The sequence below is a fragment of the Mesorhizobium sp. M7A.F.Ca.US.006.01.1.1 genome, from assembly GCF_003997935.1.
In the GTDB taxonomy this organism is placed as follows: Bacteria; Pseudomonadota; Alphaproteobacteria; order Rhizobiales; family Rhizobiaceae; genus Mesorhizobium.
Genome location: NZ_RZQL01000015.1, coordinates 30,641 through 45,423, shown reverse-complemented (window position 1 = coordinate 45,423; position 14,783 = coordinate 30,641). Strand labels below are relative to the sequence as shown.

The following is a 14,783-nucleotide window of genomic DNA, read 5'->3' as shown; positions in this document are numbered from 1 at the left end:
TAGCTCCGTCTGCCGTCTCTCAAGGTTGTGTCGGCCAATTTCTCAGCCACCATAATCGTCGGAATGTTTGTGTTCGCCCGAGGGCAAAATGGCATGACGGAAGCGTCGGCGATCCTCAAACCCAAAATACCATGAACGCGTCCCGACGGATCGGTCACAGCGCCAGGATCCGCGGCTGCCCCCATCCTGCAGGTCGACGTCGGATGCCAACTTGGGATGACGTTCTGGCGAATATACCGATCCAGATGTTTCTCGTCGTTGACGAGATCGGAAATGCTATCCCCATCCGTTATGACGCGCCTAATCAGCCCACGGCGCAGCCGCGGCGACGCGTCCATGAGCAGCGCCAGAAATGACGTGAGTGCATAGTTTGTGCTTGTGACCTTGCTCACCAGCTTCGCTCGCGCATTCAACGCTGACGGAAACGGGTCCAGCGCCACAGAGGACAGCGAATCTTGCTGCAGCAGGCGGACTATGAAGCGAAAGCCCTGCTTGAGGCGCTCGGCGTCCCGCTTGTCGCTCAACCAGTTGAAATCGACCTCCGGCTCTATTTTATGCGAACTACCCTTGAGCGCCACAGTTCCCGTCGAGTAGCTGCGATTGACCCACACGGCGAGAGTGCCGAGGCGCCTCCCCAGCGGGTGCCAGGATGATTTGGCAACAGTCGATATTGCCATATCGGTCGACGGGCAGCCTTCGTAACCCGACGAGTAGCGGGCGTGCATCTGAATATATTCGCTCACGCCGGGTGACAAGCGATCGGCCGGCTTCAAATAGGCCGAAACGCAAATCGTGGGGTGTTCCTGAAGATTCTGGCCCACACCTTTCAAATCTGCAACGATAGGGATTCCGAATTGTACTAATTCCTTCGCGGGGCCGATCCCGGAGCGCATCAATATGGCGGGTGAATGGAGTGCTCCTGCGCACAGGATAACGCAAGAAGCGCTATACGATTGCACGCCCGATTTGTTCTCCGTCTCGACCCCCGTTACCGTTGTTCCCAAAAAGGTCAGCCGCGCAACTGTCGTTTCGGATAAAATCGTTAGATTGCGGCGAGAGCGGACGGTTTCGGGTAAGTACGCCATCGCGGAGGAGACCCGATGACCATTGCGGTTGGTCAATGGGACAACTGAATAGCCATCACTGAATGCACCATTGAAGTCTGGCCTGAAATGAAGCCCCAAAGCATCGTAAGCATCGGAGATTGCCCGGATGAAGCCCGACCAGTCTGATTGGCGCACACGTTTGATTGGCAAGGGGCCGTTCGTGCCATGAAATTCCCCGCCGAAATCCAAATCGCATTCTAGACGACGGAAGTAGGGCAGCACGTCTTCCCAACCCCAGCCCGTTGCACCGCTTGAGGCCCACTCATCGTAATCTCCGGGCCCGCCGCGGTTGGCGACTTGGGCATTGATGCTGGAGCCGCCACCCATGACGCGCGCCTGTTCGTAATGGACAGGCTTGCGGCCACCTCGCACCGTTGTCGCGTGGAGTGACTGCCATCGATAACCGGGATTAAGGTAAGCACGCGTTGGGTCGCCATCCTGGATGTCGTCAGGAATGGCATTCGGCGGCGTATCAGGGCCAGCTTCAATGAGCAGCACGCGAGCGCCATAGGCGGAGAGCCTGCTCGCCATCACGCATCCAGAGGAGCCACCACCCACGACGATATAATCGAAAACCACGCAAACTCGCAAATGTCTGAGTCGGGCAAAAATCTAGCAGACGGCGAGCAAGCAAAAACGCGCAATTATCTTGCAGGACGCAGGAAATCAGCGCATTCTTAAGAGATTCGCATTATGGCGGCCTCCCAACGGGGCGGAACGTTTAAACATGACCTTGCCAGCAGTCCATCAGGGCTGAAGGCGATGCCGGAGCGTCGTGACTTAAGTGGACAAAGCGCATCGCGACTGAAGGGGACAAACCTATCGCGAGATACATCAGAATGCAGCCCGGTAGGTCCAGAAGTGCTTTTGCAGCATCGCGCTGACGAGGCCGTTGTAAGGAGCAGAATGATGCTTCGCCTTGCGCTCCATCGCCGCTTTAGCGGTACGAAAACTCCCGTCCCAATCATGGCCGGCGGGCAAGGCGGCTGACCCTTGCGCCAGTCATCGGTGAATCGGATCAACCAGTTGTTGAATGCGCGTAAGATTGCGCGTTCTATACATCGATTGGCACCGCCAAGGTTACCTTCGTGCGATCCATCACAATCATCGTGCTGTAATTTCTAACAGCCGGGCTATCAAAGAAGAAACGCCTCGAGAATGCGTCGTACTCTGCCAAGTCACGCACGGAGAGAAGGAGAACGAAATCGGCGTTACCGGTGACCGCATACGCGCTCATTACTTCAGGCGCCTTCTGTAGAGACTGCTTGAAGCGATCGATGACGTCGGAACGATAGCGCTCAATGTCGACCAAGACCAGCATCATCAGGGACCTGCCCACCGCCTCAGGCGACACGATTGCAACATCAGCCTCAATTACGCCAATTTGTCGCAACTGCTTCAATCGCCGCTGACAGGCCGTGGGCGATATACCGGCCAGTTGGCCCAATTCTTCCGTTGTTTGGCGATTGTTGCGCTGAACAGCGCTTAAGATTTTCAGATCTATCCGATCCAATTCCATGGTCATTCTCCGGAATAGCTGCAATTTGCGCAGAAAAACTGCGATATGCACTCGACTGTAGCCTCAACCCCGCGCAGACGGAAGCCCAAACGATCAGGCCAGGCATGGGACCAAAGTCGGCTATCGTCCTCGACGTCAGTTATAGCCATTGGCCGAAGAGTGCTGTCCACCATCGCCCAACTGACAATGGCAGCCGACGGTCAAAAGCCGAGGCCTTGCGCCCAGTTCGGCCGAGGAAACGTCTCGGAACTTAAACGCTAAGCCGACTGGACGATGATGATAGGGGGGACCTCTATTTCCGCGCTTCGGCTTCCATTCGTTGGCTCACGCTGCCAAGAGTCTCATCTGTGTATAGGGAATCGAGCGCTAGGTTCGCCTGCCCCGGTTGCTGCATCAAATGCAGCCGTCTTGAGGTGGTTGGGAAAAATCGTCACCGCAGCCACACAAACCGCCGGCCTTATGCAACCTGCCGGCAATTTCGCATAATTACTGCATCCCGCCGCTCAGAATTTGCGCAAGGCGCCCAATGTAGCGCGCTATTGTCTCACAACGGCACCTACACGCCACTTCATAAAGCAGAAGAGGCCTGGCTTTGCAGGCTTCAGATTGAGGAGTTCGCCTATGAGCAAGCAATTCGCACCTGAAATGGATGCAGGTCTCGCGGTTTTCAATCGCCTGGAGTCTGAGGTGCGCAGCTACGTCCGCGCCTTCCCCGCCCTATTCGATCGCGGAGTCGGGACCACTCTCATCGCTGCAGACGGTCGGGAATATCTCGACTTTTTCGCCGGTGCAGGCGTTTTGAATTATGGGCACAACAACCCCGTCATCAAGAAGGCGCTGCTGGATTATATCGAGCGCGACGGAATTGTGCATGGGCTGGACCTTGCCACGACGGCCAAGAAAGCCTTCATCGAAGCTTTCGAGCGATACATTCTCAAGCCTCGTGGTCTGACATACAAATTACAGTTTCCCGGCCCCACAGGTACGAACGCGGTCGAAGCGAGTCTAAAACTGGCTCGCCAGGTGACCGGGAGATCGAACATCGTCTCGTTTACCAACTCGTTCCATGGGGAAAGCGCTGGAGCATTGGCAGCGATGGGAAACAAGGAGCACCGGGCCGCTGCCGGGTTTCCCCTCGCCCATGTGACATCGTTGCCATACGAAGGCTACCTGGGGGCGTCAGTTGACACAATCGATTACTTCGAAAAGCTTCTCAATGACCCCAACAGTGGCCTCGACAAACCTGCCGCGGTGATCCTGGAAGGGATCCAAGGTGAAGGCGGCATCAATGCTGCGAGCGTTACTTGGCTGCAACGGCTGCGCGAGCTAACGTCGCGGCACGGAATCTTGATGATCCTCGATGACATCCAGGCCGGGGTCGGTCGCGCGGGCAGTTTCTTCAGTTTCGAAGCGGCTGCAATTGTGCCGGACATCGTTACCCTGTCCAAATCTTTGTCGGCGATCGGAACCCCAATGGCCCTTATTCTCATCAAGCCTGAACTTGATGTCTGGGCCCCGGGCGCACACACCGGGACCTTCAGAGGCAACAACTATGCTTTCGTCACTGCTCGTGCGGCCCTCGAAGCTTACTGGTCCGACTCCAAGTTCGAGGATGAGATCGCTCGCAAGTCTGCGATCTTGGTCCAAGAACTCAACGCGATTACCGAGGAATTCCCCACCCTCGGCCTGAGCGTGCGAGGCCGCGGTCTGATGTACGGACTCGTTTCACCGAAGCACCACTCCTTGCCAGGTCTGGTCTCCCAGGAGGCTTTTCGTCGGGGCTTGGTGATCGAGATCGCCGGCTCATACGGTGAGGTGCTTAAGTTCATGACTGCCCTCACCATCGCCGAGGCTGACCTTCGGCGTGGTCTGTCCATCATTCGCGACAGCATTGGCGCAGTAGCGACTACCCTCGACGGTGGAGGCGCGGCTCGCTAGCCGACAAAGCACCGGGCCACTAGCAGGTCCAAAATCGGGCCGCTCGCAGTCACGGAACGGGAAGGCCGTTCCGTGGCATGTGGCAGTGGGCGAACTCGGAGCGGCTGAACGGCAGACTAGGGCTTTCACTGCCGGACCGATACCACGGTTGCCGTTCTTCCTGCGGCGCCGACCACTGTCGCTGCGCCAATTCGAAGAAAATCGAGCGATAAGAAAGAGGACTGGATGGCCAGCAACGACGTAGTCAAAAATTATATCGATGGCGAGTGGCGGGATTCTGTGTCCGGCACACGCATCGAGGTCGATGACCCGGCGAGCGCCGAAACGATTGCTGTCGTAGCTGAAGCAGGACCCCAAGACATCGAGCTTGCCGTTACTGCTGCTCACCGCGTTTTTCGCGACCGCGTGCTGATAGACATGCATCCGTATGATCGCGGTCGCATGTTGTTTCGCGTTGCCGACGCCCTTGAAGCGCGTTTCGACGAGATCGCAGCCATTAACTGCGCGGAGACGGGGAAGGCATTGGAACTTGCCGATGGCGAGGTTCAGACCGCCATCAGATACCTGCGATACTATGGTGGCTTGGCCGACAAACTTGAAGGGCGCTCGATCCCGCGCGGGGCCAACCTGGTCAACTACACAGTCAGAAGTCCCTTCGGCGTGTCCGCCCAGATCGTTCCGTGGAATGGTCCACTTGAACTGACGGCCCGCTCGCTGGCCTGCGCCATCGCAACCGGCAACTCAGTCGTGGTGAAGTCGCCGGAACTAGCTCCCCTTTCCGGAGTTGAACTTGCGCGTGCCTGTGAGACAGCGGGGCTGCCTGCCGGAGCGGTCAACGTGCTCACTGGATACGGCCAAACGGCAGGCCAGGCGCTGATCGAACATCCCGACGTTCGCCACATCGTCTTCACGGGCTCGATTACTACTGGGCGGACGGTGCTCAAGACGGCAGCGGATCGGATCGTGCCCTGCATAATGGAACTGGGCGGAAAGTCGGCTGCAGTTGTGTATTCCGATGCCGACCTCGACTGCGTTGTGGAAGCGGTACGCGTCGGGACCTTTCTGAATGCAGGCCAGAATTGCAACAACCTTACACGTCTTATTGTGGAACGTTCTATTGCAGACAAACTGGTGGAAAGAGTGAGGGTCTGCGTCGAAGGACTGTCGGTCGGTCCAGGACGCGAAAACTGCGACATCACCCCGTTGATCTCCCGAAACCAACGACAAGGAGTTGAGCGGGCCTGCCAGACGGCCCTCTCGCAGGGCGCGCGACTCGTAACCGGCGGGACTGCGCTTTCGGAGCGGAGCGGTTACTTTATGGCGGCCACGGTGTTTGCCGATGTCGCGCGAGACAGCAATCTCTTCCAGCAAGAAGTATTCGGTCCTGTTCTTGCCGTTACCACGTTCGATAATCCGGGAATGGCCGTCAATCTCGCGAACGACACCGTTCACGGTCTGGCAGCGGGCGTGTTCACGCGGGATATTGACCGGGCCCTCTGGACCGCCGACCGCCTTTGGGCCGGTCAAGTGTACGTGAATGGGTGGTATGTGGGCGGGGTGGAAACACCGTTCGGTGGGATAAACCAGTCCGGCTACGGCAGGGAGAAGGGTCAGGAAGCGCTGGACGGCTACGTTCAGACGAGAAACGTTGGTATCCGCCTCTCGCAGCCACCATCTGGAAATTGAACGCTTGCTGATCCCTACCGACGGCGCGGCTGTCGGGCGATGCAGGATTCAATGACCTCGACCAAATCGAAATAAGCCCGGCGAGAGAATCCGTATCGGAGGTCATCGAGAACAACTCTAATCATAGGATTTTTGGCTGCGGACGGGCTTTACCCACCACGGACATGTAGGAGCGCATTGCCTAGCCCGCTGCGTGGGTCGCATGGGTCAGGAGAGGATCACAGTGCTTCAGAGACAATTGAGATTCGCAGAGCTGCCGCCGAAGATTTCGACAAGTTGGCAATGTTGAACCGCGAGTTGATCGAGGCCGAGAAGCATCGAAACCCCGATGACGGTTTCAGAACTCAAGGAGCGGTTTATTCAGTTGGTGAATCGCGAAATTTGGATGGTCGACCTCTTCAGCCAGAACGGCGAGATTGTGGGCCTCGCCACTCATCGTTTGGAGCCAGACAATGCGGAGCCGAGTGGGCAACGCGTCTTTTTGAGGCAATTCTACGTCAGCTGCCAACACCGACGTTCGGAGATTGGCTGCAGGACCCTTGAGCTGCTTATTCGGTCTCGTTTCCACAACAAATCAAGGATTTTCCTCGACGTGCTGGAGACCAATCCTGGCCGCAAGACCTTCTGGTCTCACACCGGTTTTGTCGCCTACAGCACGCTCATGGAGCGTCTCGTTGAAAAAGCGGACACCAAATAACCTGCGGTGCTGGGAATTAATTTGGGGATCGGATTGTCTGGCATTTGCGTGCGTCGCGCAAAAACACGAGAATAGAATCGAGCCGGTCGTAACCGAATGGGGCTCACTTGTCCCCGGCCTGCAGGCTAGCCGCTTCGACTTCATCACGGCCGGCATGTGGATCAAGCCGGAGCGCTGCCGCAACGTGCTGTTCAGCGAACCGATCGCTACGGAGAGAGGCGCACTGCTGGTGCCTAAGGGCAACCCGGAAGGGCTGCATTCTTATGAGGATGTGCGTGACAAGGGACTCACCTTCGTCAGTGATACAGGCTACACCGCGGTCCAGGACGCGAAAAAGTCAGGCATCGCCGACGACAAAATCATGCAGGTCGCCGGACCGCCGGCGGACAGGCTGTCGCGCCGCCGCCGGTGCCCTCGACTACTTTACAGCGACTGGACTTGTTAAGAAGGACCACAGCCTTGAGCTGGCCGATTCGTTCATCGCGCCAGCCAACTATCCTGCTATCGCCTTCGAGCTCAACGAGCAGGCTGCGGTCGACGCGTTCAATGCCGTATGCAGGACTATGTTGGCTCTGGCGAAATGATGGCAGTATTCGGCAAATACGGCTACGGCAAAGACAACCTGCGGACGGCAGCAAGACCGCTGACCTCTGCAGAGGCTGAAGGCAATGTGCCTTAACACGTCCCCGGTCATGGCGGGGACGTGTTCAGTGGGCAAGCGTCTGTGAGGCGATTTCAGGTCCACCGTGGCGGTGCTCACAAGACGCGCCTCATTGCCTGAAACAAACACATCTACACTTCATCGGGTGCGCACATGTGAGCGTCGCGGCCCACAATACGACGGCCAATATGCGGGCTGGCTCACCTGCCACATCAGGCAACTGCGCAAGCAAATCCCCTGACGTGTGCCGGAACGAGAAGCAGGAGAATACTGTGGAAATCAGAGTTGTACGCCCGGGCGACCTTTCTCAATTGCGCAAGATTTGTGACGAACACATCGACTTGGAAGGGGTGACAATAGCGGACCAGGACCTGAGTCCTTATTGGAACTCGGCGTTTTTTGGAACACCTGCCCAGTTGTTCGGTTGGGTTTGTGATGAAGGAGGGTGTGTGCTGACAGTTCTGCAAATTCGCTGAGAGAGGGCGGTCATGGCAGGCTGGTGATTGTTCACGTCACCGATTCCCGCGAAGGAACGCCACCATGACCAAGATTGAAAGTAAGACCGGCAGCGCTGCCATCAAAGACATTCTGCTTTCGGACCCGGACGGACTTCACGAAGTGATCCGTGCGGTGATGCAGGAGGTACTCGAGGCCGAGATGGACGAGGCGCTGGGGGCTTCGAAGAGCGAGCGCACACCTGAGCGGCTCGGCTACCGCTCGGGTTATTACGGCCGCACCCTTGTCACGCGGGTCGGCAAGCTTGAGCTGCGGGTTCCGCAGGACCGGGCCGGCCGCTTCTCGACCGAGCTTCTCGAGCGTTACCAGCGTTCGGAGCGGGCCTTGGTGGCGACGCTTGCGGAGATGTATGTGCAGGGCGTGTCGACCCGCAAGGTCAAGGCGATCACGGAAGAGCTGTGCGGCCATGCGTTCTCGGCCTCGTCGATCTCGGCCATCAACAAGCGGCTGGACGAGAGCCTCGCTGCCTTTGCCAGGCGCCCCCTTCAAGAGCCGTTTCCTTACCTCATCCTCGATGCGCGCTAAGAGAAGGTGCGTGAGGCCGGCGTCGTCATGAGCCAGGCGGTGCTGATCGCTGTCGGCATCGACTGGGACGGCCGGCGCCAGATCCTGGCCGTCGAGATGGCCAATCGCGAAAGCCGCTCGGCCTGGAGGGATTTCCTCGTCGCGCTGAAGGCGCGCAGCCCCAAGGGCGTCGAGCTGGTTGTCTCCGCCAATCATGCCGGCCTGGTCGCGGCGATCGGCGAGGTGATCCCCGAAGCCGCCTGGCAGCGCTGCTACGTCCACTTCCTCAGGAACGCGCTCGATCACCTGCCGAGAAAGCACGGCGCCGACTGCCTGCAGGACTTGCGCTGGCTCTAATGACCGGCGCGATCTCGCCGAGGCCAAGGCCGATCTCGCCGCATGGCTGTCCAAATGGTCGGGCCGCTATCCGCGACTGACGAGTTGGGTGGAGGAGACCATCGAGCGCACGCTGACCTTCTTTTGCCTGCCGCGCCAGCATCACAAGCATCTCAAGAGCACCAACATGCTTGAACGGCACAATGAGGAAATCCGCCGGCGCACCAATGTCATGCGCATCTTCCCCAATGAAAGCTGCCTGCGCCTCGTCAGGGCGCTGGCTGCGAGACCAACGAGAACTGGATGGAGGCCAACCGCTACATCAACATGGACGATCTGCGCGAGCACAAGAAGCTCGCTCTACGCCAAGCCGCATGACCAGCATCGTGGCCGCCCCATTTTGCAGAACTTGACGCACACAACCTGAAGGAGGTAAGCGTCATGACAACTCTTAGAGGATACATGACCGCGTCGATCCGGCTTTTCCTTGTTGGTCAGGGGCGATCCTCGGGTACGCCTCCGGCGAGGGCCGCCTTGCGCGATCATGGCACGGTAGCGAGGCTGGGCTCTTAAGGTCGTCCTTAGGAGCGTAAGCCCCGCGACCATCCCATCGCTGAAAACAAACCCTTGATCAGCGGGCGCCCGACGGACCGCCTCTGTCGTCGTGGCGCTCCCATGAAGAACCTGGCCCATAGTGCATCCTTTGATTCGGAAGATAAGGATGCCCCATCAAAACCTGAGATCAAACATTTAGGCAGGCCTCGACTGGGACAAGTAAAACGGCCGCATTCGAGGCATGAGGCTGCACGCGTCTAAGATCCGAACAGCCAATACCCGAGCGTCCTCGACATCCCCGCCGCCAGAAGTCAACGATGCCCAGATCGGCCGCACGACCACCAGCAGAAGGGCGCCACCTCAACCCGTCCTACACTCAACATTTTGTCGCGTCCGCGACGTGCCTTCTTGATCCGATCCGTGGTCTGCTCACCTAAATAGCTGAAAGAGATCACGCATTTCTGTTTCCGGCCTGATTAGCCAGTTTGGCACGAGGTTTGCAACTTTGTGTGCGATCCAGTTGAACGGGCCGATTGGCACAGTCACCTGAAATCACAACTAATTAAAGGAACGGAACATGTCGGAACTGTATCGGATGGCATTACCAATGGGGGACAGCCGGCCGGCAATGCCTCCGCCCACCACAACCAGCCTTCGCCTGACTGTCTCGTGCTGGCCACGCCAGAGTAATCAATTTTGTCCTAAGAACCACAATACGACAAATCGCAGAACGTCCATCCATCCATCCTGAAACCAAGACACAGCAATCGCTTGTCGACGCAGTGTCCCACCGCCGAGAGGAAATGTAGATGAGAAAATTTGTTGCCGCCAAGCTTCATGGAATAACTGTGACCGACGCGAATTTGAACTACCGGGGCTCAATAACTTTGGATCCAGATCACTGCGACGAAGCCGGCATCCTTCCAATGGAATTCGTTGAAATCTGGAATAAATCATCGGGCGCTCGAATCAGCACTTACGTGATTTATGGAGAGCGGGGTTCTCGTTGCTGCGTGCTGAACGGAGCCGCTGCTCGCACCTGTCAGGTCGGGGACGAAATAATCGTTTGCTCCTCCGCATACATCGAGGAGCATCAGATGGTGGAGATCAAGCCGCGAGTGCTGACTTTCCACCGGGATAATTCTATCTGCGACCACATGTTCTACGAGGGTGCAATAGACGACGATGGAAGGATAACGTTCTCGATTCGCGAGGGCTCTCCCGGCGATAACGCGCTAAAACTCACTCCCTAGTAGGGCCTTTCGGTGACAGCTCGTGGCGCCGGGTCCCGGTCAAGGGCGTACTCGTCCCCAGTACTCTGGTACGCGATACAGTGCATTATCCCACTCGGCCACTATTCGGTCAGTTGCCATCAAGCCCAATCGGTTCTGCCCAGATCTGGGAAGACGATTTTGCTGCGCCAAAGGCAACTTCAGCTTCAGCCAGCGGCTGCGGGTAGAGGCGACCAATTTCACGGAATGTTTGGCCTTGGATCGTTGTCTTTAAGTCTGAGGTCCACGATGGCAAAACGACCTATCGACAAAAACGCAGAGTGGAGAACAGCCAATGTCAAGGAAAGCTCTCATCCTGGTTGAAGGCCATGCAAGAGGTAATGGAATACGATACATCCACGCGGCCCGGCGTCTTGGCTTTCATCCAATTACACTATCAGTTGATCCAACACAGTACGAGTATCTTGCGGCGGAAAGAAGCGAGGCAATCCGTGTCGATACAACCAATCTTGATACCTTGATTCGCGAATGTTCCAGGCTGCGTGAGACCAATGACATCGCTGGTATCACGGGCTTCTCGGGCATCGACGAGTCGGTCTATGCAACCGTTGGCAAACTATGTCGGCATTTCGACTTACCGGGACCCAACCCCGAATTGATTGAACGATGCTGTGACAAATTCTCTCAGCGCCAGCTACTTGCGGAAGCCGGAGTTCCGATACCCGCTTATCGCATGGCGCTGAATGTGGCAGAAGTAGAAAGCGCTGTCGCGGAGATCGGCTTTCCCGTAATTGTTAAGCCGGCAATCGGCAGCGGTAGCATCGGTGTCCGATTGTGCCGCAACGCCGATGAGTTAGCTGACCACACGACCTATCTGTTGGGTGGGAAGCACATCTGGCCGTCTTCGCCGAGGATATTGGTTGAGGAATTCGCGCGCGGCCCTTTTTATAGCGTGGAGATAATGGGCAATGAGGTTATTGGGATTGTCGCCGTTGATTTCGGCCCCCCACCGCATTTCGTCTTCCGTGAAACGACCTTCCCGGCCCCGCTTGCGGAAGACGATCATGACCGTATCGTTGATGTTTCGCTGAGGTGCTTGCAAGCTCTTGGCCTTAATTGGGGGCCAACGAACATCGAGCTCCGGTTGACTAATCATGGCCCGGTTGTAATCGAAGTGAATCCGCGTCTTGCTGGTGCGCTTGAGCCTGAACTGGTCCAACTGGCGAGCGGTGTCGATCTGGTCACCGAGCACATCAAGCTTGTCGTCGGCGAGGAATGGGATTTGCGCAGAAGGCATTTGCAGACCGCAGCCGCGCGGTTCCTAGTTGCTGATTGCGACGGCACCCTCGATTGGATCGATGGCGGCAGTCAGGCGATCGCGGTACCAGGTGTCGCTGAAATCAAATTGTATGTTGAACCCAACGCGCCGATCTTCAGGAAAGGCGATTTTCGAGACTGGATAGGACATGTCGTCGCCGTTTCACCCAGCCTTGCTCAGACCGAAGCGATACTCCAACGAGCTGTCGACTTAATCGCTTGGTCTATCACACCGCCGTCGGGCGAACAGGAGCGATCTGCAGCCCCACGACTCCCCCCCAACTGAGAGGTGATCCGTCGCCAGCATAAGAACTCTTACCCGCAATAGCTCGCCTTGTTGTCAAAAGCATAGCTGGAGTTCAAACTTATGAATATATCCAAGGGACCCCAGGCATTCCCTAGAAGTGAATACCTTCGCCGGCTCGGCTCGGTGAAGTTCGAAATGGGTCGGTGCGATATCGACGCGCTCGTCGTTTCCGACCAACATAACATTACCTATCTCACGGGGTACACCGCGCTATCAGCCTATGTTCCTCAGGCCGTTGTGGTTTCGATACGAGAAGAGGAACCGACGTTCATTCTGCGCCGCTGTGATGCGCCGGCAGCCATTCATCAATGTTTTATGGAGCGCGACAAAATCGTCGCATACCCCGAAGCGTATATTGGAAATCCTGACAAGGATGGCTATGACGCGGTAGTCGATTACTTGGAGGACGTCGGCCTCGCGAGTCGAGGCATAGGAATCGAGCTATGCTGCCTTCCATCGCAATCGGCGAAAAAGTTTAGGATGCGCCTGCCTGGTGCCACGATCGTCGATGCTACTAAGGCGGTCACTTGGAAAAGGCTCATCAAGTCAGATCTCGAGATAGCTGTAATGCGGGAGGCGGCGGCAATCTCAGACGCCGCGATTCGACGCGCTGCTGAGGTAATACGCCCCGGGGTGCGTGAAGCAGACGCGTGCGCGGAAATTGTGGCAACGTTGGTGCGCGGCGCAAACGGTAAGCCAGGAAGCGGGATCGAGGGAATAAGTTTGTGTTCATCACCGCGAACGGGAACGTGCCACATTCCGTGGAGCGAGGACGTTTTTCGCTATGGATCGCAGGTGAATCTCGAAATCGGCGGTGCGCGATATGGTTACTGTGCTGGGCTTATGCGCACTTACACGATCGGCTCACCCTCCGATCGTCTACGTCGCGTGCATGAGATCCAAGTCGCCGGCCTTGAGGTCGCTCTTGATGCGATACGGCCAGGAGCGACTTGCAGCGATGTTGCCAACGCCTTCAATCGCAGCATCGAGAAGCGGGGCCTCAAAAAGGAGACGCGTTGCGGCTATGCACACGGCATTGGTTGGTTGGAGCCGACCGCAAGCCTTAAGGATGGCGATATGACAGAGTTGCTACCAAACATGACCTTTCACCTGATGTTAGGTAATTGGATCGAGGAGGATTTTGGATACGTCATCAGCGAAACGTTCCGTGTCACAGACTCCGGCGTCGAGGTACTGACCACTGCTCCCCGGAAGATTTTTGAGATCTAAATTAGAATATGGCTTGTCATAACGACAGCGCGGACGTCCGGAATAGATCTTGCCGGTCGACGAGATGTCGCCTACCTTGTTGAAGTGCGGACGGCGAGCGGCGGTCGGCATGCGGGGCCGATCCGTGTCGAGGCGAAGCCGAACGCACGCTGGTCGCTGTACGACCAGTTCTCCTGCGGCCGATCAACTCGTCGACGACGTGACGCGCGAATGCCTTACGCGATTCCGGACACAGATCTCTGGTCGCCGCGTTGCTCGCGAACTGACGACCTGATCGCCCAGCGCGGCAAGCCCGGCATGATCGTCGCAGACCACCGCACGGAGTTTACCTCGAACACGGTCCTTGCCTGATCAATGGATCATCGCGCCGAAAATACATTCCGCTGCAAGCCCATGTGCGCAACATAAATGGCTGCACCTCTAGTCTACTCGCCACTGTTTAAAAGACTGGGGCAGGTCAATGCGCTTTCGTTACGACCTCAGAGCAAGTCTACAGGTCATAGTAGTAGGTAAGGTATGGACTCAATTTACCGATCTTGTCATAGAGCGCCCGCGCATGATAATTTGATCTGTCCGTATTCCAATAGATTCTCAGCCAGCCTTGGTCGCGACCGTAGGAGGCCAGATTCGTGAGCATGGCTTGGCCAATCCCCTGGCGCCGCGAAGACTCGTCGACATAGAGATCTGCGAGAAAACAGACCGGACGATCGCTAAGAGTATACGGGTGAATGACAAAGGTAGCAAAACCTATGGTAACGCCAGTTGCTGAGACCGCGATCAGCGCGTTAATCGGTTCGTCTGGGCGCTCGATGCGCCGCCAGATCCTATCTGTCGCCTGTTCTGATGAATTGAGACCTTGGTCGGCGCAATATGCGTACCAAAGGGACCGCCATGCATCGCGGTCGGCAGTGCCTGCGAGACGAATCTCCATGAGGGGCGGGCTCCGGCTGAGAATGGGCTCCAGGGCGCGAGGTGTTCGGCCTGAAAGGTTGACGGCTTGCGATAACTGCCACCGGCCCGCAAGACGTGCAGCACGCGACCGCCGGGTGTTATAAGATCTTTCCGCCTGTGACGGCGTCGTGGTCGCGCTGGAACTGGTTCCCGGGAGCTCGGTTCGCGATACGTCAAGCGCGAGTTGGGCGAGCGTTATCATGGGATCAAGTTCCCTCAGGTTTTCCC

At 57.2% G+C, this 14,783-nt stretch carries 10 protein-coding genes and 2 pseudogenes; 9 read left to right on the top strand and 3 right to left on the bottom strand.

Going from position 1 to position 14,783, the window contains the following annotated elements; translation table 11 throughout:
- Together EN943_RS05055 and EN943_RS05050 are read right to left on the bottom strand one after the other, a co-directional pair.
- On the bottom strand, positions 1–1,637 hold a 1,637-nt coding region (locus EN943_RS05055), incomplete at its 3' end, for a GMC family oxidoreductase N-terminal domain-containing protein (RefSeq protein ID WP_245475585.1).
- A 523-nt stretch (positions 1,638–2,160) separates the two neighbouring features.
- Entirely contained in the window at positions 2,161–2,625 is a 465-nt protein-coding gene (locus EN943_RS05050) for an Lrp/AsnC family transcriptional regulator (RefSeq protein WP_063169349.1), read from the bottom strand.
- Between the two features lie 621 nt (positions 2,626–3,246).
- Here EN943_RS05050 and ectB point away from each other — a divergent pair.
- The 9 genes and pseudogenes from ectB to EN943_RS05005 form a co-directional block, all read left to right on the top strand.
- Positions 3,247–4,563, top strand: coding sequence for a diaminobutyrate--2-oxoglutarate transaminase (ectB, locus tag EN943_RS05045; protein ID WP_063169350.1), 1,317 nt, complete (start codon positions 3,247–3,249; stop codon positions 4,561–4,563).
- Positions 4,564–4,788: 225 nt separating this feature from the next.
- Positions 4,789–6,249: an aldehyde dehydrogenase family protein gene (locus tag EN943_RS05040; protein ID WP_063169351.1), complete on the top strand. Its 1,461-nt coding sequence runs from the start codon at positions 4,789–4,791 to the stop codon at positions 6,247–6,249.
- Between the two features lie 328 nt (positions 6,250–6,577).
- Positions 6,578–6,946: a GNAT family N-acetyltransferase gene (locus EN943_RS05035; protein WP_063169352.1), complete on the top strand. Its 369-nt coding sequence runs from the start codon at positions 6,578–6,580 to the stop codon at positions 6,944–6,946.
- Positions 6,924–7,391 (top strand): transporter substrate-binding domain-containing protein, encoded by a 468-nt coding sequence (locus EN943_RS38205; protein WP_224571101.1) that lies wholly within the window; start codon positions 6,924–6,926, stop codon positions 7,389–7,391. The genes EN943_RS05035 and EN943_RS38205 overlap by 23 nt, the downstream gene beginning before the upstream one ends.
- Before the next feature lie 756 nt (positions 7,392–8,147).
- Positions 8,148–9,341, top strand: a pseudogene (locus EN943_RS05025) (IS256 family transposase).
- Positions 9,342–10,327: 986 nt separating this feature from the next.
- Positions 10,328–10,771: an aspartate 1-decarboxylase gene (gene panD / locus EN943_RS05020; RefSeq protein ID WP_063169354.1), complete on the top strand. Its 444-nt coding sequence runs from the start codon at positions 10,328–10,330 to the stop codon at positions 10,769–10,771.
- A gap of 313 nt (positions 10,772–11,084) precedes the next feature.
- Complete coding sequence (locus EN943_RS05015; RefSeq protein WP_082826583.1) at positions 11,085–12,353, top strand: acetyl-CoA carboxylase biotin carboxylase subunit family protein; 1,269 nt, start codon at positions 11,085–11,087, stop codon at positions 12,351–12,353.
- Positions 12,354–12,434: 81 nt separating this feature from the next.
- Positions 12,435–13,604 (top strand): Xaa-Pro peptidase family protein, encoded by a 1,170-nt coding sequence (locus tag EN943_RS05010; protein WP_063169356.1) that lies wholly within the window; start codon positions 12,435–12,437, stop codon positions 13,602–13,604.
- Between the two features lie 117 nt (positions 13,605–13,721).
- Positions 13,722–13,952 (top strand): annotated as a pseudogene (locus EN943_RS05005) (IS3 family transposase); the annotation flags it as partial.
- Positions 13,953–14,094: 142 nt separating this feature from the next.
- On the opposite strand, the gene EN943_RS05000 reads toward EN943_RS05005, so the two are convergent.
- On the bottom strand, positions 14,095–14,535 hold the full coding sequence (locus tag EN943_RS05000) for a GNAT family N-acetyltransferase (RefSeq protein ID WP_158515807.1): 441 nt from the start codon (positions 14,533–14,535) through the stop codon (positions 14,095–14,097).
- Positions 14,536–14,783: the final 248 nt, after the last annotated feature.

Coding starts and splice junctions, on each gene's coding strand:
- EN943_RS05050 (WP_063169349.1), bottom strand. CDS start 2,625: ATGGAATTGGATCGGATAGATCTGAAAATCTTAAGCGCTGTTCAGCGC.
- ectB (WP_063169350.1), top strand. CDS start 3,247: ATGAGCAAGCAATTCGCACCTGAAATGGATGCAGGTCTCGCGGTTTTC.
- EN943_RS05040 (WP_063169351.1), top strand. CDS start 4,789: ATGGCCAGCAACGACGTAGTCAAAAATTATATCGATGGCGAGTGGCGG.
- EN943_RS05035 (WP_063169352.1), top strand. CDS start 6,578: ATGACGGTTTCAGAACTCAAGGAGCGGTTTATTCAGTTGGTGAATCGC.
- panD (WP_063169354.1), top strand. CDS start 10,328: ATGAGAAAATTTGTTGCCGCCAAGCTTCATGGAATAACTGTGACCGAC.
- EN943_RS05015 (WP_082826583.1), top strand. CDS start 11,085: ATGTCAAGGAAAGCTCTCATCCTGGTTGAAGGCCATGCAAGAGGTAAT.
- EN943_RS05010 (WP_063169356.1), top strand. CDS start 12,435: ATGAATATATCCAAGGGACCCCAGGCATTCCCTAGAAGTGAATACCTT.
- EN943_RS05000 (WP_158515807.1), bottom strand. CDS start 14,535: ATGGAGATTCGTCTCGCAGGCACTGCCGACCGCGATGCATGGCGGTCC.